This is a genomic window from Chryseobacterium angstadtii, from assembly GCF_001045465.1.
Classification (GTDB): Bacteria; Bacteroidota; Bacteroidia; order Flavobacteriales; family Weeksellaceae; genus Chryseobacterium; species Chryseobacterium angstadtii.
This window is the reverse complement of sequence record NZ_LFND01000008.1, coordinates 97,753-122,619: the sequence shown is the minus strand read 5'-3', so window position 1 is coordinate 122,619 and position 24,867 is coordinate 97,753. Positions and strand designations below refer to the sequence as shown.

Annotated in this window: 19 protein-coding genes and 3 tRNA genes; 12 read left to right on the top strand and 10 right to left on the bottom strand. The window is 35.8% G+C overall.

Features of this window, described 5'->3' with window-relative positions:
- Nucleotides 1-14: 14 nt before the first annotated feature.
- The gene (locus ACM46_RS21640; protein ID WP_048508749.1) at nt 15-1,220 is read right to left on the bottom strand and encodes an ABC transporter permease; all 1,206 of its coding nucleotides are present in this window, start codon (nt 1,218-1,220) and stop codon (nt 15-17) included.
- 4 nt (nt 1,221-1,224) lie between these two features.
- Nucleotides 1,225-1,584, bottom strand: coding sequence for a 30S ribosome-binding factor RbfA (rbfA, locus tag ACM46_RS21635; protein ID WP_048508748.1), 360 nt, complete (start codon nt 1,582-1,584; stop codon nt 1,225-1,227).
- 93 nt (nt 1,585-1,677) lie between these two features.
- On the opposite strand from rbfA, the gene mce reads away from it, so the two are divergent.
- The 4 genes from mce (at nt 1,678) to ACM46_RS21620 (ending at nt 3,963) form a co-directional block, all read left to right on the top strand.
- On the top strand, nt 1,678-2,076 hold the full coding sequence (gene mce, locus ACM46_RS21630; RefSeq protein WP_048508747.1) for a methylmalonyl-CoA epimerase: 399 nt from the start codon (nt 1,678-1,680) through the stop codon (nt 2,074-2,076).
- Between the two features lie 62 nt (nt 2,077-2,138).
- A tRNA-Ile gene (locus tag ACM46_RS21625) sits at nt 2,139-2,212 on the top strand.
- Between the two features lie 118 nt (nt 2,213-2,330).
- On the top strand, nt 2,331-2,456 hold the full coding sequence (locus ACM46_RS23815; RefSeq protein WP_117614459.1) for a DUF3871 family protein: 126 nt from the start codon (nt 2,331-2,333) through the stop codon (nt 2,454-2,456).
- 25 nt (nt 2,457-2,481) lie between these two features.
- A complete protein-coding gene (locus ACM46_RS21620) occupies nt 2,482-3,963 on the top strand; it encodes a hypothetical protein (RefSeq protein ID WP_048508746.1) in 1,482 nt (493 codons plus the stop codon).
- 14 nt (nt 3,964-3,977) lie between these two features.
- On the opposite strand, the gene ACM46_RS21615 is transcribed toward ACM46_RS21620, so the two are convergent.
- The 7 genes from ACM46_RS21615 to ACM46_RS21590 all read right to left on the bottom strand — a co-directional run bounded on the left by ACM46_RS21615 (nt 3,978) and on the right by ACM46_RS21590 (nt 16,805).
- Entirely contained in the window at nt 3,978-5,117 is a 1,140-nt protein-coding gene (locus ACM46_RS21615; RefSeq protein WP_131707647.1) for a hypothetical protein, read from the bottom strand.
- A gap of 318 nt (nt 5,118-5,435) precedes the next feature.
- A complete protein-coding gene (locus ACM46_RS21610; protein ID WP_048508744.1) occupies nt 5,436-7,916 on the bottom strand; it encodes a tetratricopeptide repeat protein in 2,481 nt (826 codons plus the stop codon).
- Between the two features lie 354 nt (nt 7,917-8,270).
- Complete coding sequence (locus ACM46_RS21605; RefSeq protein WP_048508743.1) at nt 8,271-9,803, bottom strand: T9SS type A sorting domain-containing protein; 1,533 nt, start codon at nt 9,801-9,803, stop codon at nt 8,271-8,273.
- Between the two features lie 297 nt (nt 9,804-10,100).
- Nucleotides 10,101-10,256, bottom strand: coding sequence for a bacteriocin-like protein (locus ACM46_RS23455; protein ID WP_157859474.1), 156 nt, complete (start codon nt 10,254-10,256; stop codon nt 10,101-10,103).
- Nucleotides 10,257-10,390: 134 nt separating this feature from the next.
- Nucleotides 10,391-12,658 (bottom strand): cytochrome-c oxidase, cbb3-type subunit I, encoded by a 2,268-nt coding sequence (gene ccoN, locus ACM46_RS21600; RefSeq protein ID WP_048508742.1) that lies wholly within the window; start codon nt 12,656-12,658, stop codon nt 10,391-10,393.
- Nucleotides 12,659-12,926: 268 nt separating this feature from the next.
- A complete protein-coding gene (locus tag ACM46_RS21595) occupies nt 12,927-14,420 on the bottom strand; it encodes a catalase (RefSeq protein ID WP_048508741.1) in 1,494 nt (497 codons plus the stop codon).
- Nucleotides 14,421-14,666: 246 nt separating this feature from the next.
- Nucleotides 14,667-16,805: an outer membrane beta-barrel family protein gene (locus ACM46_RS21590; RefSeq protein ID WP_048508740.1), complete on the bottom strand. Its 2,139-nt coding sequence runs from the start codon at nt 16,803-16,805 to the stop codon at nt 14,667-14,669.
- Between the two features lie 275 nt (nt 16,806-17,080).
- Here ACM46_RS21590 and ACM46_RS21585 point away from each other — a divergent pair, with 275 nt between their 5' ends.
- A complete protein-coding gene (locus tag ACM46_RS21585) occupies nt 17,081-18,127 on the top strand; it encodes an MBL fold metallo-hydrolase (protein WP_048508739.1) in 1,047 nt (348 codons plus the stop codon).
- Between the two features lie 143 nt (nt 18,128-18,270).
- Here the strand turns inward: ACM46_RS21585 and ACM46_RS23450 are convergent, their stop codons facing one another.
- On the bottom strand, nt 18,271-19,122 hold the full coding sequence (locus ACM46_RS23450; protein WP_157859473.1) for a DUF4822 domain-containing protein: 852 nt from the start codon (nt 19,120-19,122) through the stop codon (nt 18,271-18,273).
- 178 nt (nt 19,123-19,300) lie between these two features.
- Here ACM46_RS23450 and ACM46_RS21575 point away from each other — a divergent pair, with 178 nt between their 5' ends.
- The 7 genes from ACM46_RS21575 (at nt 19,301) to ACM46_RS21540 (ending at nt 24,864) form a co-directional block, all read left to right on the top strand.
- Nucleotides 19,301-20,011, top strand: a complete 711-nt coding sequence (locus ACM46_RS21575) for a DUF434 domain-containing protein (RefSeq protein WP_048508738.1) — start codon at nt 19,301-19,303, stop codon at nt 20,009-20,011.
- 4 nt (nt 20,012-20,015) lie between these two features.
- Complete coding sequence (locus tag ACM46_RS21570) at nt 20,016-20,666, top strand: hypothetical protein (RefSeq protein WP_048508737.1); 651 nt, start codon at nt 20,016-20,018, stop codon at nt 20,664-20,666.
- Nucleotides 20,667-20,736: 70 nt separating this feature from the next.
- On the top strand, nt 20,737-22,101 hold the full coding sequence (locus ACM46_RS21565) for an SDR family NAD(P)-dependent oxidoreductase (RefSeq protein WP_048508736.1): 1,365 nt from the start codon (nt 20,737-20,739) through the stop codon (nt 22,099-22,101).
- 5 nt (nt 22,102-22,106) lie between these two features.
- A tRNA-Arg gene (locus ACM46_RS21560) sits at nt 22,107-22,178 on the top strand.
- A 111-nt stretch (nt 22,179-22,289) separates the two neighbouring features.
- Nucleotides 22,290-22,715, top strand: a complete 426-nt coding sequence (locus ACM46_RS23750) for a hypothetical protein (protein ID WP_241486074.1) — start codon at nt 22,290-22,292, stop codon at nt 22,713-22,715.
- Nucleotides 22,702-24,618, top strand: a complete 1,917-nt coding sequence (locus tag ACM46_RS21550) for a hypothetical protein (protein ID WP_048508735.1) — start codon at nt 22,702-22,704, stop codon at nt 24,616-24,618. Before ACM46_RS23750 ends, ACM46_RS21550 begins: the two co-directional genes overlap by 14 nt.
- 177 nt (nt 24,619-24,795) lie before the next feature.
- Nucleotides 24,796-24,864 (top strand) — tRNA-Ser (locus tag ACM46_RS21540).
- The last annotated feature ends 3 nt before the right edge of the window (nt 24,865-24,867 follow it).

The following is a 24,867-nucleotide window of genomic DNA, read 5'->3' as shown; positions in this document are numbered from 1 at the left end:
TTAAATCAAGCATGTTAACTTTTAGTAATATAGTCTTTCCCGATTTTAGAGAAGAACCATGATATCATGATTCCGAACACGGATGCGGTGAGTGCAACGATAAGATAATTTTTTCCGACAATTTTTACAGGAAACGGCAGGATTTCATTCGCCTTGAAAAATTCCGTATAAAGTTGGAAATAGCAGAGAATAGTTCCCAGGATGAGTCCTGAGATAACTCCGGAAATCACAATGAGAAGTCCGGTATAGAAATAGGTCATTCTTAAATGGCTGATCGGGAAGCCTAATGAAATAAGAGACCTTGACTGTTCTTTTTTGTCGAGTTGAAGAATAATAATAGCACCCGCCAGGTTGAATGTGGTAATGAAAATCACCAGTGCAAAGATCAGATAGATGAACATTTTTTCTGTATTGATCATCTTCCAGAAAGCTGCATTTTCTTCTTCTTTGGTTTTTATTTCAATGTTTTTCCCCAATGAGTTAAGAAGGCTCTGTTTCACGGCATCCGCATTTTCCGGATTTTTGAGTTTGATGACAATCTCGTAAGCGGATTTCTTTGGAAGATTCAAAAGTTCTTCTGTTAATTCAATGGGAGCAATGATATAACTGTCCAGCTGTTCTTTTCCGGGAAAAACTCCGGTCACCAGAAAGTCTCTTTTATTGTATATATCTTCTTCTTTGTTGATGATACCGGTTCCTGGTTTAGGCATGAAGATGGTAGCATAGCTGCTGGTGGAATCTATAGGAATGGAAAGTCTGTTGTGCAGATTGGTTTCCATCAATACTTCATTGGAGTATTTGAAGCTGGGATAGGTTCCGTAAAATACGTCCTTATCAATAGGGTTTACTTTGATATAAGCGGAATCTACACCTCTTAAATAGGCAATATCGCCTTTACCTTTATAATTGACATATACTTTTTCCTCAATGACGCGGGAAAAATTACTGATCGCTTTGTTGTTGTTTAAAACATGGGTTACCTTGTCCAGGTCTTTTACCGTTTTTCCTGAAGCACTTTTCAGGGTAAGGTCTGCATGAAGATTGGAAATAAGATCCTTATTCAGGTCTTCAAGTCCCGAAAATACTGAAATGATGACGAACATTGCAGTCACAGCAACCATCATAGCCCCTACCGAAAGCCACGTAATAAACGTAACGGCAGTACTGCCTTTTTTAGCCAAAAGGTATCTGGATGCTATGTAAAATGCAATATTCTTCAAGATCTTATAAAACCGGGTTGTCGCCTTCGCCTCTTAATTCTCTTTCCAGTTTTTCAACGTCATCAAGAGCGGTGTCCAGATAGAAGTTAAGCTGCGGAATGATACGTACCTGTTTTGCCATTTTCTGGCCAATGAAATTTCTGTACTGAGCTTTATTTTCCTCAATTTCTTTCATGATCGCAGAACGGAATTCCTGCGGAAATATGCTTAAATAAATTTTAGCGATACCCAAATCTGCAGACACTTTTACGTCTGAAACGGATACCAAAATACTTTGCTTGCTTTCTGAAGCCTGTTTGCGGAAAAGCTCTGCGAAATCCTCCTGAATGATCTGTGCTACTTTTCTTTGTCTGTTACTTTCCATAATTTATGCAAATTTAGTACTTTTGTTTGAATTGATACCTTTGAAATTCGCTCCGGTATCAAATTTACGATTTAATTATATTTATTAGTATTTATGAAGCTAGAACATATTGGTATTGCCGTGAAATCTTTAGGTGTTTCTGATGAGCTTTTCGCCAAATTATTAGGAAAAGAATCTTATAAAAAAGAAAGTGTGGAAAGGGAAGGGGTCGTTACTTCTTTTTACGGAACGGGAGAAAGTAAAATTGAGCTGCTGGAAGCCAGTAATCCTGAAAGCCCCATCTCCAAATTCATCGATAAAAAGGGTGAAGGGATCCATCATCTGGCATTTGGAGTAGAAAATATCTTTGAAGAAGTAGAAAGATTAAAAAAAGAAGGATTCCAGTTTATCTCCGAAGAACCGAAAGAAGGTGCTGATAACAAATTAGTTGTCTTCCTGCACCCGAAATCCACGAATGGAGTGCTGGTAGAACTTTGTCAAGAAAAGCAATAAAAAGTTTTGTAGTGAAAGAAATTTTGCTATTTTTGCAATCACAAAATTTAACCAAGTTTTGAGGTCCTATAGCTCAGTTGGTTAGAGCACCTGACTCATAATCAGGTGGTCCCTGGTTCGAGCCCAGGTGGGACCACGATAAATCAGCCACTTACAGAGATGTAGGTGGTTTTTTTGTTTTATTGATGTGATATATTAATTTTGATTTGAAATGTCTGTAATATCTTTTTAAAGAAGGAAGCACGAGCAATTAAATAGATGTTTTTCTAAAGAGAAAATTGAATGCTTTTGAGTTTTCAAAAGGTATTAGAAGAGCACTTAATGGTAATTCTGATTATCATTGGTTTTTAGTTGAAAATGCAGCTCGCATAGAAATATGAGACAGTTTTCATAAATTTGAAAATCATGAATCCATTTGTTACACAAGAGTTTATTATTAAGAAAATTAAAAGCTACAATAGAGCACATTTACTTAATAATTTATTTTATACCTTAAAACAGTTTGATTTAAGAGAAGAACATAACCATCCTTTATGGCATTATTTTCTATTAATAAAATTGACATTCTTGCATGGAAATGAGAACGGGAAAAAAACTTTTTCAAGAGAGAAATTTATTACTCTTCTAAAGTATGTTGAAAAATTTGAAAAAAAATCACTTGATCCTTATGTTAAAAATCATCAATGGGATAAATTTTTTCAAATTATAGGTTATCAGCAATTTTATCTACAGCAAGATGTTCACTGGAGTGATTTTGCGAGACAATTAAAATTATTTGGTTCATCCCTGAAAAGTAAGTATGATATAGAAAAGTCTTTCAATGAAAAAACAGAGCTAAAACTCTTCGATTTTATATTCTTCATGCAGATTGTCTGGATGTTTACTCAAGCAAACAGAATGAATAAAGGGACTATTTATACAGGATATATAGGTGAAGAAATTTTTGAAATGATGAAGGATATTTTCAATTATCAAAAAGAGTTCAGTAACTTCCTTATGTTATTAACCTTGAATAAATTAAATATTAAAAAATCAATTAATCAATTTAAAACAGGAATAAAACATACAGCGTTACAATCATTTGAAATGTCGTTTTTTACTCAGCTTCCTTTCATAATAAATAGTGAAAACAAATACGAAATAGTCCATAGAAGTATATTCAACTATTGTTGTAATTATTTTATATACGATTATTTGAAAATTAATGATGAGAAATTTACAGAAGAGTTTGGAAAGAGATTTGAAAAATATGTTGAATTGGGATTGAAAGAATGTAATGTAGAATATATTACCGAAAAAGATTTGATAAAAACTTATGGCAAGGGAGAAAAAATAGTTGATTATATTGTAGATAATCAGGTGTTGATTGAGTGTAAAGGGATAGAACCAAAGCCATTATCTTCTATAATTCCAGAAAATGAAATAGTGTACAGTGCTTTCAAAGATTCAATTTTCAAAGCTTATTTGCAGCAAATGCTTAACATCACCAAGTTGGTCCAAAATTTAAATAAACCTATTTATGGTATTATTATTTGTTATAAAGATTTTTATTTATCATCATTAGATGATTATGCTGGTATATTAGCAGATGATATAAAGTCTATTTGTGAGAAGAATAATTGGAAAGATAACCCTCTACCTTTAGAAAATGTATTTGTAATTAGTATTAATAACTGGGATATAATAGTTGAATATCTTAAGGAAAAGAAAGTTACCTTGCCAAACTTATTAAATGATATAGTTAATAATAATAGAATAGAAAAGCATAAATGGTTTTTAGGATTACTAAAACAATATGGTAATGCAAAAGCAAATCTATCTTATCTTGAAACAGAAAATAAGACACTTTCGGATGCATTTCCAACTCCTTCAGAACTACAGGAGTAAATAGAAAAAAATCACTATTTTTTTATCCCTAATATTTTTTGAAACCAAATAATTGAAGCTTTTCCTTCTAAATAGAGGACTTCATTTATTTCTCTTGAATGACGAATGCAATTCCGTAATTCTCCTAGTTTTTTAAACTTGTCTGTTAAGTTATCTTTGATAAAAAAAGTATCTTCAAATACAGTCCAGTTTTTTTTATTAATTATTAATTCGCACAATTCCATTAAATCGAAGAAGTGAAGTCTTTTAGACACTGTTGTATATTCAGATGCGTCATGTTCTGGATATTTTTTTAAATATGATATTATTCTTTCAGAAACTTTATCTCTTAAATGTTGGGAAACAGTTTCTTTATATACTTTATCATCAATTTTTAATACAATTAATTCTCTGATCTTCAATTCAATATTTTCAATATTATTATCTAATTTATTTTTTTCATCATTTGTTAATTGCTTAAACTCGGTATCAATTAGATTTTCAAATAGTTTTTCATACAAAATAGCATTCGATAATATTATAGACCAAGCTTTATAAAAGTAGCCTTGTTTGATACCATAGCTTTTAATATTCGTTATTTCGCCATGAATATTGATTGTGAATCCGGGGTAACCATCAGTCCAATTATTAGTAAAAGGAATGTTTTTGGTTACGTATTCAAATGTTTTTTGAATAAAATCATTTTTATCAGGAAACATTGTGAAAAAACGCTCGATACAATCCTTTTCAAAATTGTTGTATCCTTCTTCGAAACCTACTTTGTACTCTTCTAAAATTGGAAATAAATCTTCAAAATTTTCAACACTCTTATTTTTATATGTTCGTGCCATTTTAGTGATTTGAAATAACCAAAAATGAAACTGATTTCTAAAGATATAGGCACCTTTAAAATTAAACATATATGGTTTTAAAAATGTCTTCCTATGACCTACAATATTTTGATTCTGAAAATCTAAATATTCTTGTTCAGAAATCATTTCTATACAAGGAGAACAATAGTATTCTTTTATAGTTCTAGATATGTTAAACGTTGACATCAGATATTGATGCTCCAAGTGACTGGGTACAATAGAATTTCTGTTTCCTATATTAACCGGATAAAACAGTAATCTATACTCATTAATTAATTTATCATCTATTCTTCCTGAAAACATGTATTTATTATTTATGTTATATGTATAATCCCCCATTTATTTGTGTCTATATCGGATAAGTGACTTTCATATCTATCTCTTTGAACAGCAATACATAATAGATGAGTAGGTCTAGAAAATCCAACATAAGCCATCTTAGTTGATTGAATATGTTGTTTTTTGTCAAATTTGTTGAAATCGACAAATTTATATTGTTCGGCAAATCTATTGTTTATAGTTATTATTGCAATTACCCCGAAGAGATACTAAATATAAGTAACAGCTACTTTGCGAGAAAATTCCTTTCTTTCTTTCTTTCTTTCTTTTGCATAATATAGTTTAGATTTTCTTTAAAATCTCCAAGGCACTAATAAAACATATATCTGATTTTCCTTTGTTCAGTTCATCTTTTTCTTTTAGTTCTAAACCTGGATGAATAAAATTTCTATAAACCCTTGATAAATTTGTTAAGTGAAAAAAATCTTTTCCAAAATGGTTGTTCTGTTCTATATATGAAATTAAGTCATTGAGAGTTGAATCATATATATTCCTATTTATGGTTCTGCCACTTTGTAAATATGAAATATTTCTAATCTTCTTTCTCTCTAAATAGAATGTTAGTATTAGTTCTACAAAGGAGCCAGAAAGTACTACAGTAGATTTTATATTTCCTATTAAATAATTTAATACTAATTCATCAAAATCTCGATTAATTAACTCTTTGTACTTTTTATTAAATTTTGAAATCTTCTCTTTTAGAATGAAATATTCAATCTCTTCTAATCTTAATATATTTAATTTGTTAAACCCATCTATCCACTTTATAGGTATTTCACTTTCAAAAATCAATTGTTTTTGTTTAATTAATTCTTCCTCTATATAAGGATTTATTTTGTAAAAGGGAATATTATAATTATCAAACTTGTTAGTTAATAAAATATAATTTTTAGAAATCCATATGTCTTTTAACTTTAAAGCTTTTCCAATATTAGTCTTTATTAATGATGGAAAATATTCATTTTGAATAGGAATTTCACCATCTTTAAAATCTTCTTCTTTTTTGATGTTATTTAAAAAACTCTGTAATGACTCTAAACTAAAATAGTCTTCATTTTTAATTAATAATAGTGATTTCTTAAATGAGTTTTCAATGTAATCTTTTTCATTCTTTTCTCTTAAAAGATTTTCAAAAGTATCTCTTGTATTTTTTAGATTTCTTTCATAAAGGTCTTTACTTCCTCCTATTTTAATTGCCTGTTCATAAAGATCAATTGCTTTTTCAAGATATGTAATATCTCTTTTTTTGCTGTAAATATTTGCGAGGTTATTTAATGTAGCACCAGACTTTTTATTTCGAGAAATAATATATTCATAGACTTTTTCAGCATCTTTTAATTTCCCCATTTCATCATAAGAGAAACCTATTTCAAACCATTTATCAGCTTCTTCAAGTTGTATTTGACTGAAATTTTTTTTTAAATTAATTATTTGTGAATATTTTTTATTTTCAAAAATTGTATCAATAATAGTTGCTAAAGAATATGGATTGAAATTACTTTTGAAATATGGATATTCTTCAAGGTCATGCAAAAGTAATTGAATGTTATCACTATTAATTTGAATTTGCTCGCTATATGTTTCACTTAATTTTTCATATAAGGTGTCATAGTTGTAATTTTCATTAGAAAGAATTTCACGAAGTGTATTGTGTTGATTATGATTTTTTTGTTCCCAAAAGTATAGGATGTATTGCAACCATAAAACTTTTGTTTTGAACTCTAAATCTTTACTTTTATTTTTTAATTGTGTCAATAAAGAGATATTTTTTCTTTCATATAGTTCAACTGTTGTGTCTGTGTAAGTGTTATTTAATCGAAATACAATTTCAAATTCAAAATAATCCAGATTTTCTGGAAGAAATGGGAGAGAATTAATAAAATCAATTATTTCTGAATTTCTTTTTAATTGTCCCAAACTTGCAATAATTCCAAAGGCACAGACCCATAAATTATAGTTTTTATATTCTGAGTTTAGGTTATTATCAATAATTATATCAAAAGATTTCTTAAAAAAAATGTAGGCAGATAGCCATTCTTTTTTTCTATAATATACTTTCCCCAAACTATAATTTAAACCAATTAACACAAAGTGGGAATCTTCTTTGTAATTTTTTAAAGCAATTTCACAATCATTAAGTGAATTGTCTAAATCTGAATCTTCATAGTACAACTTTGAAAGTTGATAATGAAGAATAGGGTAATTAAAAATTTTGCATTCTTTTTTCAAAAAATTATATGCTTCTATTCTTTGATTGATCAGAATTAAACTTTTACTATATTCAATCTTAAATTCTGCATCATCTTTAAATTTCTCTAAAGACTTTTTAAGAATATGACATTTCTTGTAATAATCTTTTCTAAATATATAAATTAATTTATCAATAGTCTCTCTGGGATAATCTTCATATTCAAAGGATTTTTCATAATTATAAATTGACATTTCGTAATTATACATTTCATTTTTATCATCTGAGGTAAAATCCCAATTACGTTCAGTACCATATATTTCTCCGATCCAATAATAAACTAGACCTGTAACTCTTTTATCAATATCTTTTTCTAAAACAATTTTAAAGCATTCTATAGCCTTTTTATATTGCTTCTCCTCATGTTTAACTATTCCTAGTAGATAATATCCCCCAAATTTATCTGGAAATTTTTTAATGATTTCATTACAGCTTTTCTCAACTTTTTTATATTCTTTAATATCATAATAATCCCAAGCCTTATCAGTTAATTCTTGATATAGTTTTTCATTCATTGTATTCAAATTTTATCAAATGTAAGTTTTATACGTGTAAAGTATTTGCGCAGTTAAAATTTTTCTAAAAAAAATTATACGTGTGAATCCCCCTGTACAAATACCCCCACCGATCTTGAGGGTGAAAGTATCCCCCCCACCAGTAATAATAACCGAAAAATTTCACAGGCAGTAATACAATCAAGGTGATAGCTTATGTACTATAGCTTACAGTTCTTTTGTTCCTGGTGTTTTTATCGTTGCAAGAATTTGCACCCAATTACAATAGATATCTTTTCCTCAAAAGCCTAAAATCCTAAATAATTTACAGCAAAAAAAAACCAGAGCAAAAAACTCTTCGCTCTGGTTAAAGTATTATTCTTTTATAAACTGCACAGCTTGTAAACTCTCAAACTTCAGCCAATAGCTTCCTTTGCTGAGATCCTGAACCGGGATGCCTTCCCCCGTGTTGTAGGAACCTGTTTTAATTTTTTGCCCAACAGCATTATAAATGACAAATTTTTCATTTTTTATCCCTGAAATATAGAGAATGTCTGTGACAGGATTAGGATAAACGTTGATTTTGGGATTCATGATTGCAGAAGCAGTGCTTAAAAAATTCATCTCGTAATCCACTTTTATATTAAAGAGTTTTCCGTAAGTATTCTTCTGAACGGAAATAATAAAACCTTTGTCACGATTAACAAAAACATCTGCAACAGAACTGATGTTGGCCGGTGCTTTAAACAAACCATTGACCCCAAATGTGGCATCAGGAATTCCGTTCGTGTTATATTTTAATATCGTTGCAGCGTATTCTACCGGCAAATCGCTTTTGTAATAAGAAGAGAAAATATAAATGTTATGGTCTAATTCCATTATTTTATAGGGAACGTGTACACTCCACTGGCCAAATGAAGATTCAACTTTTCCTCCATTTCCAAATGATGTATCTATTGCTCCGGAACGCAGGTATCTGGAACCTCTTACATAGCTATACGCAGAACTTACATCTACATATTTTGCGGTCAGAATTTTACCGTCTTCCTGAATATTATAGTCGTAAATATTAATATCTTTCGGAGTGTAGATGTACCCGTTATTTCCGAAACTAGGATCAGGAGTTCCATCTAGAAAATGACAGGTCCAGACATCTGTTTGGGTGTAATTGTCATTATTGTCATAGTAGAACAAAGTCGCAAAATTATAAATTTTACCATTTTTAATTCTGGTTTTCTTCTGTGTCAGAAATCTATAATCCCGGTTGATCAATGCGGAACTGAATCCGTTATTTCCAAAGCTGGTATCAATACTGCCATCCGGTAAGATTTTACAAAGCTTGGTAGACGTTTTTGCAGGATTACTCGTGTAACTCGTAGAGCTATAGACCACAAAAATTTGGTTGTTATCATCCTTCATCAAATCTCCATACGTGAGGGTATTCGATGTAAAAAGAAAATCGGCAAGCTTGAAACCATTTACGCCGAATGAAGTGTCAAGGGTTCCATTGTTGGTGATCTTAACAAGGTAGGCCTTCATATTAGCGGCGCAGGAAAGAATGATTGAATTGTCATTCAGCATCACAGAACCGGTAACTGTAATTTCTCCTGGATTGTTCGGATAGCTTGGAATATTTAAAATTCCATTGGTTCCAAAATTTCCGTCCAAAGTGCCATTGAGGTTATATTTTGTAATAAAATAGATTCTTGTACTGGAAGAGGTGGTATCGTAGTAGCCCACGTTTACCGTTTTCTGGTCAGAAGTATAGAAGGTTTTATGGTTGTATTCTCTGTTTTGATCAGGTGGAATATTGACAAACAGCTTTCCATTGGTACCGTAATTGGTGTCCACCACTTGACAGTGAATAGAAACAGAGCCCAAAAAGAAAAAGAATAGAAATTTTTTCATAATCAAATAATTAGCTTTTTGTTGGCAAAAATAGTTTTTTTGTTTCCAGCTAAGAAATTATTGCAATAATTTTAGCTGATGTGATTAAAATAATGATATAATTAATGTTATGAAGGAAAATTTTCAATATTTCGCCTATGTATCAATGATTATTTTTTTTGAATTTAAATGAAGTATTTTTATAATAATATCCTGTCATAAACAGGACGAAAAAATCCGGGGGAAAATATTCCTCCGGATGTAAATATCGTTTAATATAGGTCTGCCTATTTAAGGGCTACTCAATATAACCAGTGTTTATGGCTCAATCTGGCAGTAGACAGAATCTAAAGGTCTGCATACACCATTTGCACAGCAGGATTTTACTCCGCAGCGTTGCTGATCATCACAGTATCTAAGCCCACCTTTGACTGATTTTAAATTTTCTCTGGAGATTTTCTTTAAATTTTTCATATGTTTTAGTTTATAATGAGGAACTAATATATGAATAATTCTAATCTATGTGATATTATTTTACAAGTCTTACAAAAATAATGATGTTGATGGTATATGCAATTCATTTGTTTCTAAGGATTGTAACTTCCTGATCAGTTTCCGGCAGTTTTCACATCTGTAGTTTTAATATCGGTTCCCAATCTCTGTAAATAGGCGATCATCGCGACAATCTCCCTTTTTTCAAGGGGAACAAACTGACTTCCTTTAGCCGCCTTCTCTTTTTCCAGCTGTTCCTTAATATCGGATGCTTCGGCATAAATTCTTTTTACAATTCCGGATGCCTGGCCATCTGCCCAGGTGTTGGCGGAGTCTATCTGAGCTTTATTGTAAGGAACATCAAAGGACTTTTTCATCAGCGTCATTTTACTGATCATCTGAGAACGGTCTAGCGTATTACTGATCAGCCACGGAAAACGCGGCATAATAGAGCCGGGCGAAGTAGATCTTGGATTATACATATGTTTGAGGTGCCATGAATCCGGATTTCGGGATCCTTCTCTGTGCAGATCCGGGCCTGTTCTTTTGGAACCCCAGAGGAAAGGATGATCATACACAAACTCTCCGGCTTTGGAATACTGTCCGTTTTTACCTTCAAACCTCACAATTTCATCTCTGAACGGGCGTATCATCTGCGAATGGCAGGCATTACAGCCTTCACGGATATACAGATCACGACCCTCGAGTTCCAGCGGAGAATAAGGTTTTACCGCTGAAATGGTAGGAACGTTTTTCTTAATCGTCATAGTAGGAATGATCTCTGCCGCGCCTCCGATTGATAAGGTGAAAAACGCCCCTATCGAAAGGATGACCGGTTTTCTTTCAATCCATAAATGAATACCTTCTCCTGCTTTTCTGCCATTTATTCTGGCCAGTGCAGGCGCTTCCGCAGAAACCTCATTTTGGAAAGAACCTTGTCTTATCGTTTTAAAAATATTCACCACCATCAGCAAGCCTCCGCTAAGATAGAAAGCTCCTCCCAGGAACCTCATTTTATAATAAGGAATGACAGCGGTTACCGTATCAAGCCAGTTTTTATACATTAAAGTGCCGTCAGGATTAAACTGTTTCCACATCAGTCCCTGCGTAAATCCTGAAATATACATAGGAACCACATAGAAAAGAACACCCATTGTACCCAACCAGAAATGCCAGTTGGCCAGTTTTACAGACCATAAATTTGTTCTCCACATAATCGGAACGAGATAATACACGATACCGAAAGCCATAAAACCATTCCAGCCCAAAGCACCTAAATGTACGTGTCCTATAACCCAATCGGTATAATGACCTATTTTATTTAAAGTTTTAGTTGCCAAAAGCGGCCCTTCAAAAGTGGCCATCCCATAACAGGTAACAGCCACCACAAAGAATTTAAGAACAGGATTGTCTCTCACCTTTTCCCATGCACCTCTTAATGTTAACAATCCGTTGAGCATACCTCCCCATGATGGGGCAATCAGCATAATTGAAAAACCGGTGGCCAATGCCTGCGTCCATCCCGGAATAGCAGTATAATGTAAATGGTGAGGTCCCGCCCAGAGATACACGAAAATAAGCGACCAGAAATGGATAATGGAGAGTTTGTATGAGAATACCGGTCTGTTGGCTGCTTTAGGAAGAAAATAATACATCATCCCCAAAATAGGCGTTGTCAGGATAAATGCAACGGCATTATGTCCGTACCACCATTGAATCAAAGCATCTTTCACACCGGAATACAGCGAATAAGACTTCCAGAAATCAAGCGGAACTTCCAGGTTATTAACAATATAAAGAAGAGCCACTCCAATCCAGGTGGCAATATAAAACCAAATCGCCACATAGAGATGCCTCACCCTTCTTTTGGCAATGGTCCCGAACATATTGATCCCGAAAACAATCCATGAAAAAGTAAGCAGGATATCCAAAGGCCACTCATGCTCGGCATATTCTTTAGAGCTGTTGAATCCCATAGCAAAGGTGATCCAGCTTGCCACAATCATAATCTGCCAGGACCAGAAATGAATCCATGATAGAGTAGCATTGTACATTGAAGCCTTTAATAATCTTGGGAGACTGTAATAAGTAGCACAGAAAAAAGAGTTACATACAAAAGCAAAAATCACCGTATTGGTGTGCATCATTCTGATTCTGCCAAAACCCAGTATTCCTTGTGAGTTGACAAGTCCCTGGATATTTCCGTTTCTCAGACTCTGAATCGTCATATCATCTGTACCAAACAGAAACTCAGGAAGTTCAGGGTAAAAAAGCATCAGGGCGGTGGTAAGCCCCAATATAAATCCTGCAATACCAAAAACAATGGTAGCGTACAGAAAAGCACGCACTATAGTATTGTCATAACTAAATTTTTGTATCTCCATTTTAAAATATCAATTGTTGTCGTGAATGATATGAAGGGTCATTTGAATATCATTAAGGGTATAATTTGTAGCAGATTATTGGCAAAAAAATATAGGCAGGCCGTCAACGGGTGATCTTTCTCTGCCGTGAGGAATAATCAAATCTTTAAAAACAAATAGAATTCCTACTGTTTAATACTGCTGTTTTATTATACCCTGATATGATAAACTTTCTGATGGTTCAGGCAACCATCCGGTATTCTGTTGGATAAGAAATCAGGCTTTTAACCTAATTCATATCCGTCATTCTTTTCATGTCGTAGCCTTCGAAATTGCAGACGGTGTCCCAGGATAATCCAAGCGCTTTTGCCACTCCTTTTCCGTAATGAGGATCTGCTTTATAACAGTTTCTTACATGTCGGATCTGGATAAATTCCTGTGCACCTCCTACAGCATCAGCCGTATTATTAAACAAGGCCTGCTTCTGCGTATCAGACATCAGTCTGAAAAGATTTCCGGGCTGGGAAAAATAATCATCATCTACACGGTGATCCCAATGATCTGCACTTCCGGAAAGGGCCAAAGGCGGTTCCTGATAAGCCGGCTGCTCCTGCCATTGGCTGAAACTGTTGGGCTCATAAGCGATCTGGCTGCCATAGTTTCCATCCGTTCGCATAGCCCCGTCACGATGATAAGCCATGTAAGGGCATTTGGGAGCATTGACAGGAATCTGATGATGATTCACCCCTAAACGGTAACGTTGAGTATCACCATAGGAAAACAGACGTCCCTGAAGCATCTTATCCGGAGAAAATCCTACTCCCGGAACAATAGTAGCTGGATTGAACGCAGCCTGCTCCACCTCAGCAAAATAGTTGGAAGGGTTTCGGTTAAGAGTGAATTCTCCTACAGGGATCATGGGATAATCGCCATGGGGCCATACTTTCGTTAAATCAAAAGGGTTGATGTGATACGTATTCGCATCTGCTTCCTCCATCACCTGAATATACATTTTCCATGTAGGGAAATTACCGTTTTCTATATTTTCGTATAAGTCTCTCTGATGGCTTTCCCGATCTTCAGCAACGATCATTTTAGCTTCCTCATTGGTAAGATTTTCTATTCCCTGTTGCGTTTTGAAATGGAATTTTACCCAGTAACGTTTTTGTTCATGACTGATAAAACTATACGTATGGCTTCCGAATCCATCCATATGACGGTAAGATTTAGGCAATCCGCGGTCGCTCATCGTAATGGTTACCTGATGAAGAGATTCCGGGAGAAGGGTCCAGAAATCCCAGTTATTATCGGCACTTCTCATATTGGTGCGGGGATCTCTTTTTACGGCATGGTTCAAATCAGGGAACTTTAAAGGATCACGCAGGAAAAAAACAGGAGTATTGTTTCCTACAAGGTCCCAGTTTCCTTCTTCCGTATAAAACTTTAAAGCAAATCCTCTGATATCCCTTTCTGCATCTGCAGCCCCTCTTTCACCGGCTACCGTTGAAAAACGGATAAACAGCGGAGTTTCTTTTCCTATTTCTGAAAATAAATGGGCTTTTGTGTATTTTGTAATATCGTGGGTCACTTTAAAAATGCCGTAAGCTCCTGAACCTTTGGCGTGCATTCTACGCTCCGGAATAACTTCGCGGTCAAAATGAGCCATTTTTTCTAAGAACCATACATCCTGCAGCAATGCCGGTCCGCGGCTGCCAGCTGTTAAAATATTTTGATTATCTGAGATTGGAGCACCTGTTCTGTTGGTGAGATTGTTTTTTTCCATCTGTAAAGCTTTTTAATTTGATGTAAAGCTAGCCACTTCCGGTTTTTTTACTCTCATCCAGATTCATCAAAAAATTGTGGTCCAAGAGATTGAGAACAGGATTTTGTACGGGAATTGTGAAGACTATTTTAACTCACGCCCTAAAATAAAAACAGCAGAAACCATAAGATCTCTGCTGCTTTTGTTTATTATTTTTACCTGATGATTCCGGGATGTTTGATGAATAATCAGGCTGAAAGTTTTTTGTTATTTTCCGCCGCCGCTGTTTTTTTCAACATCCGTTTTGGTATTTCCTTTTACCTTCTGATTTCCGAAACGTTTGACGAACGAAAGAGAGAATCCATACCAGTCGGATCTAAGAGCAGATCTGAAGGTACCGTCCTGGCTGTACGTCGTGTTGTCGAAGATCGGTCTGTTGAAAATATTCATCAGCTGAAGGCTCACTTCCATCTGCGTTTTAGGGAATATTTTGGTAGCAGAAATATTGTGGAAGATATTCGTTTTATTGGCAAGAGAGTTTCCGTTGTTTTGGTTAGAAAGCTCTACCCATGCACTCAGGTTAATATTCTTGTTAAAAAGATTCGTGTAGGATAGATTGGCAGATGCCCCCATATAACTGATGTAATCTCTACTTTTCAGATTGTTTACCGCATTAAAATCATGGTTGTCAATATAATACCATCCTGCTCCTACATTCACACTCAGTTTGTTTTTCAGGAAAGTCTGATTGGTATTGGCGAAAATATAATACTTCTGTACTTTTCCGTTCAGGTTGGCAGGCAGGGTAACCGTTCTGCCGTCTTCTTCTGCAAAAGAAGTCCAGTAATCCCTGTCCGTGTACATATACCTTGCAGAAATGAAATACTTTTTAAGAATTCCTAATTTCATATAAAGTCTGTGGCTTGGGTTGGGCTCCAGATCCATATTTCCGCGGGAGAATGTTCCGTCGTTGGTAGGAATCAGAAAAGGATTGAATTCCGCATACCAGGGACGCCAAAGATTACGGTTATATGTTAAACTCAGATCATATTTATCCGAGAAAGAATATTTAAGCAATAGATTGGGAAGCAGTGTACCATAGGAATCCTTTCTTTCCGTTCCGGCTACATCCTGTCTCATTTTATAATCAATATGTTCATATCTCAGACCGATTCTGGTTTCCAGCTTTCCGAAGAACGTTTTGCTGTAATTGGCATACAGGGAATTGATATTGTCTTCGTAGTGAAAAACATCATGGGGACGCAGATTATCAGCATTATTTCCGGTAAGCGTATTAGGAATCACATTGTTGTTGAAATCCATTTTTCCCCCTACTTCAAAGCTTCCTTTACCCAAAGGCTGTGTGTAGTCTACTTTTACATAATAGTTTCTGGTCTGTTCATGGGAATCAATGCCAAGCTGATTGACCGTATTGGAAGGAATGTAGGTTTTTAAAAATGTATTTTGGTTGTTCTGGGAATTGTAATTCGAACCCAGGTTGATATCCAGAATTCTGTTTTTCTCCTTATCGTAATATTTGTAAAAAGCATTGGTTCCCAGCGTACGGAAAAGTCCGTTTGCATCCTGATCCTGATGATAGGCCTCGAATGGGTTCCCGTTTTTGGTTCTGCTGAGATCGGCATCAGATTCGGACGAATTTTTGCTCTGATAATATTCCAGGACGAGTCCTATCGTATTTTTATCATTCAGTTCATATTCCGAAGAGGAAGATACGGAAGGGCTTTTGCCTTTACCCAGAGTTTGATTTGTGATTTGGGTCACATCATTATCTTTATACAAGCTGTTTACACTGGTATTGGTTTGGAAAAAAGTATTGTCGCTGTAACTTCCTGTCAGGGTTTGTGTAAAGTTTTTCTTATGATAATTAAGGTTTAGATTGGTATACTGTGAATTTTTCGTATTCTGTCTGTTATTGAAGGTTGCGCTTCCCTTTATTCCTTCATCGTCCCTTTTTTTCAGAACAATGTTGATCACAGATCCTGCTGTTTCATAACGGGATGACGGGCTGGTAATGACTTCAATTTTCATCAGATTATCCGCCGGAATTGTTTTCAGATATTCTTTTAATTCTTTTCCGGTAAAAACAGATTTTCTGTCATTGATGTAAACCGTTACCGATTCACCTTCTGCTTTTATGGCATCATTATTATCAATACTTACCAAAGGCGTCATTCTAAGGACATCCCAAGTCGTATTTCCTGCAAGAATAGAGCTGTTGGAAACATTAAATACCGTTCTGTCTACTTTAGATTCTACAGTAGGTTTTCTGGCAGTTAAAGTAACTCCTTCAATCTGATTTTCTTTTTGCTTTATAGTGTCATTCTTAGCCTGGGCAAAAACTAAAGTGCCTATTAATAGTGCGGCTGAAGATATAATTATTCTCATTCAAAGTGATATTTCACCAATAAGACAATTATCTTTTAAAGTTTGTTACATTAATTTGAAAAATAAATATAAAATTAACAAACAGAATATGAAAAACTGAAATCATAAATCATCAAAACGGGCAGCCCTTATGTTTAAAAAATTATTTTATTCCCGATAAATAAAGTAAAACATAACCTTTATTCGTTGATTGATTTGGATAAGCAATCTTATTCTTATATTTATTTTCTGCCTTTATCATGCACGGATGATAAGCATAGCAAAAAAACAACAGAATGAATTTAAAAAAACAAATGGGGCAGTTTCCCAATGAAAAACGAAAAAAATATTTCAGCACACTGCCTAATTATGCCGATGGGAAATTTCAGAATATACTTCCAACACCAGCGTTACTGGAAGGGGAAAGCATGACCAAATTACTGCTGACGACACTTTGTAAAATAGAAAATGTCACCCCAAAGTCACCCCTGCCGTTTGTGATAACCGATCTTAAAAACCTGAACCCTGAAGAAAATGTTCTTGTATGGTTTGGGCACAGCTCCTATTTTATCCAGATAGATGGCAAAAAGTTTCTTATTGATCCGGTTTTTAGTGGAAATGCCTCCCCGATGCCGGGTTCCATAAAAGCTTTTGCCGGATCAGACCATTACAAACCGGAAGATATGCCTGAGATTGATTTCCTTCTGATTTCCCATGATCATTGGGATCATTTAGACTTTACAACCGTTCAGGCTCTGAAAAATAAAGTAGGTAAAGTAATCTGCGGATTGGGAACAGGACAGCATTTTGAATACTGGGGTTGGAACGAAGACCAGGTTATAGAAAAAAACTGGTGGGAAAGCATTGATTTGGCAGAAGGCTTTACCATTACACTGACCCCTGCAAGACATTTTTCCGGAAGGCTTCTCAACAGGAATATTTCACTGTGGACTTCATTTGTCCTGCAAACGCCGTCAAAGAAACTCTTTTTAGGTGGAGACAGCGGCTATGGGAACCATTTTGCGGAAATCGGAGAAAAATACGGCCCCTTTGATCTGGCTGTAATGGAATGCGGGCAGTACAACGAAAAATGGCCTTATATCCACAGCCTGCCCGAACAGATCATTAAAGAAGTACAGGAACTCAAAGCCCGGAGCTTCATTCCTGTTCATAACTCAAAGTTTAAGTTAGCACAGCATCCGTGGTTCGAGCCTTTGGAACTGGTTTCAAAATATGCAGAAGAAAACAATGTTCCGGTTACCCATCCTATCATGGGAGAGAAAGTGAATCTGGATCAGCTGGGAGAAGTAACCTGGAAAAAATGGTGGCAGGAATTGATGTAAAAACGAATTTGCACCACAAAGAAAAGAAACCGGAAATATAAATATTGTTGAACTCCGTTTTCAATGATTGCTACTACAATTAAAAGGAGTCTCCGGCCCCGACGGGGCCGGAGACTTCCATTCAAACAACTCAATTAAAAAAATTAAGGCTCTAAATGCCCCACTTTCGTATGAATAATATCGTAAAATACAGATGGATTTCCTGCATCCGGAGTAATCCGGTAAGTGAATTCTGATGAATTAAGGGTAAGAATATCTACCGTTCTTGTAAAAGTTACATTTCCGTTAGCGTCCAGTCCTGTAAGGGTTCTTTTCTTTCCGTCCGGTGAGATAGACCATGTTCCCTGCGATCTCAGGACATTGTTCAGTCCATAAATCGTGAAAGTACCATTCGCTTTAAAATAAGAATAGCCTACATAGCCCGAAACACTGCTGTCCGTTAAAGCTACCGGATTTCCATCCTTATTTTTGGCTCCTGTTGTTTCCCAGGGAGTGGAAGCCAGGGTAAGCTGCCCGTTGGAAGGCTCTGCGTGAGCCGTTTTGGTATGGATAATATCATAATAAACAGACGGATCACTGGGATTGGTGTGAATTCTGTACGTAAATTCATTGGCATTGAGAACCAGAATATCAACAACTCTTGTAAAAATGGATGTACCGTCAGGATTCAGAGCCGTAATGGTTCTTGTTTTTCCCTGAGAATCTACAGACCATGTTCCTCTGGATCTTAGAATATCATTCAGTCCGTATATTGCAAAATTGCCATCACCTTTGAAGTAAGCAAAACCTACAAAACCGTTGACGCTAGGATCGTTGAGACTGACAGTCTGCCCGTTTTTATCCTTTGCACCCGTAGTTTCCCACGGAGTGGAAGAAAGAAGCTCTGAAGGAGTCATCTGTTCCATAACAGTATCATCATTGTCGGAACATGAAGTAAAAGCAGCAGATAAAAGGAACGCTGCCAACAGATAAACCAATTTTTTCAATGTATTCATAACTCATATTTTTATTCACTGCAAACATATCCTTTATGAAAATCAAAACGTTGTACGAAATATCCCTTTTGTTGTAAAATGTATAACACTTTGTTTTAAATGTTGAAAATAGAGTACATAATACAACGGCAAAACCATATAGCTGTAATTATATCCGTTTAAAAAACTATTTTTGGGTATGAATAACAGAAACCGAGGGAAAAATACCGGAGACGATACTTTGTTTGGTGTTCAGAAACAGCTGGACAAACTGAAAATGGGTGTCCAGGACATGCTCTATTTATTAAGCAGAGATTATCCTGAAAAAGCATCTTCAGAGCTTGTCGGCAACCGGTATAAACTGAAAACCCGGCAGATTCAGGCGTTGCGGGGAGCCTCAGCATCAGAGCAGCAGATGAAAAACAGAAAGCTTAAACAGCTGGAAGTTTCAGACCTGAAAGGAAAAGTCCTGTTTCTGGATGGGTTCAATATTTTGATTCTGATGGAAAGTCTGATTTCCGGAGCGTATGTTTTTGAAGGTCTGGACGGATGTTTTCGCGATCTTTCCGGTGTTCACGGAACCTATAAAAGAGTAAACCAGACTCAGAAAGCCATAGAAATGATTGCTGAGTTTTTTAGAAAAGCAGCTGTAGAGAAACTGGTCTGGATATTTGATAAACCCGTTTCCAATAGCGGAAGAATCAAGGAAATAGTTTTGAATTATGCACAGGAAAATACGCTGAACTGGGAAGCCGGGCTGGAGTACAATCCCGATAAGTTTTTAGCAGAAAATTCCGAAATAGCAGTGTCTTCAGATGCCTGGATATTAGATCACTGCAAAAATTGGTTCAATCTCACGGCGTATCTCATCACCGAAGAAAAACCGGATGCTAATCTGATTAAAATGTAGTATAATGGAAACGTTCAAGCCTTTAGTAATCCATATTTCAAATACATGGAAAGAAAAATATCATTCCATCCTTGCCGAAGAACATCTGCAGACCATGACAGATCATATCCGCAAGTTTCAGAATAATGATCAGGATTGGGAACTGCCATATTTTAACGAAGAAATAAAGCCGGACAGAAAAGAAAGTTTTAATTTGTTTATCACCATTTTTCAAAGCTATGATAGTGATGAGGTTAAAGCATCACAGTTAGAAAAAATTCCGTTTGAACATTGGCTGAACATTCTGGGGCAGCGGCTTACTTCTGCCAGCATCCGGGATGAAAATGCTGTTCCGCCTTTAAAAATCACATTACTTGATGCCTGCAGGAAACCTTTTAACAGTGAAATCACCATTGCACAGAGAGCCTGGGAAAAGCACATTGGAAGAATGGATGATCAGTTTTGGGGCGAAATCAAAGGAAATAATGAGCAAAAACAGAGAAAAGTAATGGAAAAAATCAGCTATATTCTGGACAACAGAACCTGGTGGAACGTTTTCTATCATTACAAACACGAATTGGTTTTTGAGGTCAGAGAAAAAGAAGGCCATGGAATCCGGTGGAGTCATAATGGAAACCAGCTGATCGGTTTTCTTGAAAAATTTATCAACGAATAAAATATAAAATTTCACTGCGTAAAAAGATTGCGTACTGTGTAAATAATTTTGCAGACATAAAACTGAAGCAATGGATTTTTCAGATCAACAATTTTCGCAAAACGAATGGGAAGCATGTCTCAAGGTTCTGAATGCTTTGAAAGATGATCCGTTCCACAATCCTGATAATAAAACATTTTCAGGATTGATCACGAAGATTCATAAAAACGCCAAAAAACAGAACCGCCAGGAAAATTATTCCCGGATGAAATCTCACGATCTTACGGTGAGTTCAGACGCTGTGCTGATGCAGAAGGCGCTGGCCGGAGCTTCGGCTTTTTATGATGATGAAAAAAATGAAACGAAATTGACGCAGCTTCAGATTCCTAAAAACTGCTACTGCTGTAACCAAAGCTATCAATATGCTCACTCTTTCTATACAAGACTATGCCCGAAATGTGCTTCGGAAAACTATGAAAAACGTTTCGAAACCACAGACCTCAAAGGAAGAAATGTTATTCTGACAGGAGGAAGGGTAAAAGTAGGATGGGCAGCAGCACTGAAACTGTTGAGAAATGGGGCCAATTTGGTTTTGACAACCCGTTTCCCGGCATTGGCAATGGAACAGATGCAGCAGGAAGCAGATTATGAAAACTGGAAAGAAAGACTTTGGATCTATGGGCTGGATCTGAGAAATTTAAAAGCCATACAGGATTTTATTGATTTTTATAAAACCAGGTTTGATACTTTGGATATCCTGATCAACAATGCCGCTCAGACCATAAAATATCCCGATGAATATTATCTTCCTATCATCAGCCGTGAAAAAGAAAAATGGGTGGAATTTAAAAATATTCAAAATCTTTTCCCTAATGTTACTGAAATTTCAGGGGAGATTACAAAGCTTGAATATGCGGAGAATGAAGAAACATCTGTTGCTCTCACCCGTTTTGGACAGCCGGTAGATAACAGGGAAAAGACAAGCTGGAATTCTACACTGGAAGAAATCTCGATGTACGAGCTGGTGGAAGTGAATCTGATCAATCATATCGCTCCCTATTTCCTGATCAAAGAGCTGAAACCTTTGATGAAGAACTCAGTATATCAGGAGAAATTCATTATCAATGTCACCTCTTCGGAAGGAATTTTCAGCTACGAAAACAAAACAGTATTCCATCCGCATACGAATATGACGAAAGCAGCCCTGAATATGATGACACTTACTTCTGCAAGAGCATTTGAAAAGGATCAGATTTATATGAGTGCGGTAGATGTAGGTTGGATTTCCACAGGTGCGAAGGAAAGCCTTAGAAAAAAACAGTTTGAGCAGGGATATATTCCTCCGCTGGATTCTGTTGATGGAGCGGCAAGGATTCTGCATCCCATTGTTGAAGGCATAAAAGGAAATTATTACAGCGGAGTACTGCTGAAAAACTATAAAATAAATACCTGGTAAAGGGAGAAACGTTAGCTCAATGGAAGAGCTTTGACTTATCTGAACAGAGGCTGCGGGTTCGAATCCCGCACGTTTCTCCTCAACATAATGAAAGAAATAGTTTAATGTGGAAAAACCGGCTTTCAGGAAGCCTATTATCGGTTCGAACCCGGTTTTCTTTCGTTTTTTATCATTTAAAAAATAAAACCATGCTCAATAAAATATTAAATTTTTTCAGAAACAGCGATCCTCCGGAAGAAATAAGTATCTATCCTGTCACCAGGGAAGTAAAACCGTCTCCTGTAGAGACTTCGGATGTTTCCGGTGATCCGGGATTGTTTTTCCACAGAAGAAAAGAAGCGGGAAAAAAGAAGGAAATTAATGATCTGCAGACTTATATCAGCGATTATAAAGAATATTGTTTGGAAAAGACGAGCAACCAGCATATCCTGAAAGCTCCCGGCTATAAGGTTATTGAAAAGGACGGAAGCACAGAAACCTTTAAAATTTCAGGCGATGGCTTCATTTTTCATAACGAACATCATCTGCTGCGTGTAGAAAGCGAATATTTTGTAAAATACATTCAACAGGAATACAATCCCATCACAAAACTGATAGAAAATGCATACGACTGATTTCACCAAAAGACTGAAAATATTCACCGCGGATGATCTTCCGGCGGCGGTTTTTGACGAACCTGTGACAGTAGAGATCTATGCTAAAAATATCACATGGGAAATAGAGGAACTGAACGGAAATCTGCTGCTGCGCGGAGAAGAATGTCATTTTCCTAATCTTACCAAAATCTCCGGATCTTTGTCTGTAGATGCAGCAAACTGCTCACTTCCCAGCCTTAAAACGGTAGAAGAGAACTTTACACTTCACTGTCCTGCTCATCTGGATCAGCTGAAAACGGTAAGAGGTTTTTTCAAATGCATTATAGATTTTGATTTTAAAAGTCTGGAAACGGTAGGAGGAAGTATTTCTCTGAAAAAAAGCAATGTTACGGCCCGGAATAAAAGGCTGGTGGAAACCAGGATTGTCATTCCGGTTAAAGAACAGTATGATGTGAAATTTCTTCCGCAGGAAGGTATTTTTAATATAGATATTTTCGGAAGTGATATTATTATTCCGCATAATGAAATCCGTGGAAAGATTAATGTTTACGGTAAAAATGTATCTTTTCCCTACCTTGAATTTCTTCAGGGGCAGATCTCCATCGAATGCCGTGACAGAAACGGGCATCACTTTACCCATGATTTTCCGGTACTGAAGATGATAACCGGGCATCTGAAGTTGGATAATACCAAAGTTTCTTTTCCTGAACTTCAGGAGATCAAAGGAAATATTCAATTGGGAACAGGTTGCTATGCAGATTTTCCGCTGTTGGAAAATTCAGGAAGTATTTCGGTCAATTACAATTCCGGAACAAGATTTCCCATGCTGAAAAATGTAGATGGAAACCTTCAGAATCAGGGCGAAACCTGTCATTTTATTTCTCTTGAAAAAGTAAAAGGAACCTATAAGACCTATAATACCATAGCTCCCAGGCTTCAGGAAGCAGGGAATCTGGAAATGCATACATCCATTGAATTTGAACATCTTAAAAGGATCAACGGAAAGCTGACCAATGCATTCAGAGTCAATTTCAAATCTCTGGAATATGTTAATTATTACGGGGACGAAAAGCAAAACGGATCAAAACTTCCGGCCCTGAAAGAAATTAATTTTTATCTGTATCAGAAAGAAGAACATTTTGAACATCTTGCTAAGAATATTTATTTTAAAGTTAATGACAGGATGTATCTTTCAAAAGATAAACTTATTATTTCCGGGATGCCTTTTAATTATGTGGTACACCATCAGAACTACAGCATCAGAAAGCTGGTGGCTATACTGAAACTTCGCCACAGCAGTTTTCAGAATTTCATTACCAGAGAATATGAACGCCAGTGGCCTCAGTTTGATACTCCATTTTTTACCAAAATTTTGGAGAGAATAGAAAAATTGTGGAACGCCGTGGAAACACTCAGACTGGAAGAACTTTTTGAATCCAATGACAGAAACCTGCGTCTCTTCTGTTTTAATTATGTGGGAGTGGGAAATCTGATGAATTATCTTAATGCAGAAAAGATCAATGAGGAAGAAATAGATCTGCATTATAACGAATATGATCATAATGGGAATAAAACTCAGATTAATAAAACCAACCGTTATGAGCTCTATAAAATTGAAAACCGTAAATTGGGAATCAATACATGGCGTGAAGCTGATAAGTATTCCTACGCTGTAAAATGCTGGTGTCCTTCCACAAAAAAAGAACACTGGCTGTGGGTAGAGCAGCAATATAGCGGAAATGCGCTGATTGCCATTGCCTCTACTTTCAGGATCCATGAAAACATCATTCCGTATATCCGGTGCCTGAAAAGACAGGGAGACCTTCTGATTTGCGAACTGGAAAAGGAAGTGATACCACGTGGTTTTCCCAGAGCATTGACGGTGCAGGAATATTTCAATTTGCTGGAGGTGGAGACGTAGGAGGAAAGGGTGAGAAGGCAAAAAAGCGAAATGGCGCTTTATGAATATTTGGAAACAGTAGTTTAACTGGAAAAACATTCCACTCAACGGAAGGTTGCAGGTTCAATCCCTGTCTGTTTCTATTTTAAAATCAAAACCATAAAATCACGGATCAACTCTTAAATTTTCAAATAAACGGAAGCAGTAGTTTAACGGAAAAACACACACTGCTAATGTGATATGCGGGTTCGAATCCTGCTTGCTTCCCTT

Excerpts from the sequence above, each read along its gene's own strand:
- ACM46_RS23750 (WP_241486074.1), top strand. The coding sequence starts at position 22,290 with ATGCTCAATAAAATATTAAATTTTTTCAGAAACAGCGATCCTCCGGAA.
- ACM46_RS23450 (WP_157859473.1), bottom strand. The coding sequence starts at position 19,122 with ATGAATACATTGAAAAAATTGGTTTATCTGTTGGCAGCGTTCCTTTTA.
- ccoN (WP_048508742.1), bottom strand. The coding sequence starts at position 12,658 with ATGGAGATACAAAAATTTAGTTATGACAATACTATAGTGCGTGCTTTT.
- ACM46_RS21595 (WP_048508741.1), bottom strand. The coding sequence starts at position 14,420 with ATGGAAAAAAACAATCTCACCAACAGAACAGGTGCTCCAATCTCAGAT.
- ACM46_RS21620 (WP_048508746.1), top strand. The coding sequence starts at position 2,482 with ATGAATCCATTTGTTACACAAGAGTTTATTATTAAGAAAATTAAAAGC.
- ACM46_RS21570 (WP_048508737.1), top strand. The coding sequence starts at position 20,016 with ATGGAAACGTTCAAGCCTTTAGTAATCCATATTTCAAATACATGGAAA.
- ACM46_RS21585 (WP_048508739.1), top strand. The coding sequence starts at position 17,081 with ATGAATTTAAAAAAACAAATGGGGCAGTTTCCCAATGAAAAACGAAAA.
- rbfA (WP_048508748.1), bottom strand. The coding sequence starts at position 1,584 with ATGGAAAGTAACAGACAAAGAAAAGTAGCACAGATCATTCAGGAGGAT.
- ACM46_RS21575 (WP_048508738.1), top strand. The coding sequence starts at position 19,301 with ATGAATAACAGAAACCGAGGGAAAAATACCGGAGACGATACTTTGTTT.
- ACM46_RS21565 (WP_048508736.1), top strand. The coding sequence starts at position 20,737 with ATGGATTTTTCAGATCAACAATTTTCGCAAAACGAATGGGAAGCATGT.
- ACM46_RS23455 (WP_157859474.1), bottom strand. The coding sequence starts at position 10,256 with ATGAAAAATTTAAAGAAAATCTCCAGAGAAAATTTAAAATCAGTCAAA.
- ACM46_RS21590 (WP_048508740.1), bottom strand. The coding sequence starts at position 16,805 with ATGAGAATAATTATATCTTCAGCCGCACTATTAATAGGCACTTTAGTT.
- ACM46_RS21610 (WP_048508744.1), bottom strand. The coding sequence starts at position 7,916 with ATGAATGAAAAACTATATCAAGAATTAACTGATAAGGCTTGGGATTAT.
- ACM46_RS21615 (WP_131707647.1), bottom strand. The coding sequence starts at position 5,117 with ATGTTTTCAGGAAGAATAGATGATAAATTAATTAATGAGTATAGATTA.
- ACM46_RS21550 (WP_048508735.1), top strand. The coding sequence starts at position 22,702 with ATGCATACGACTGATTTCACCAAAAGACTGAAAATATTCACCGCGGAT.
- mce (WP_048508747.1), top strand. The coding sequence starts at position 1,678 with ATGAAGCTAGAACATATTGGTATTGCCGTGAAATCTTTAGGTGTTTCT.
- ACM46_RS21605 (WP_048508743.1), bottom strand. The coding sequence starts at position 9,803 with ATGAAAAAATTTCTATTCTTTTTCTTTTTGGGCTCTGTTTCTATTCAC.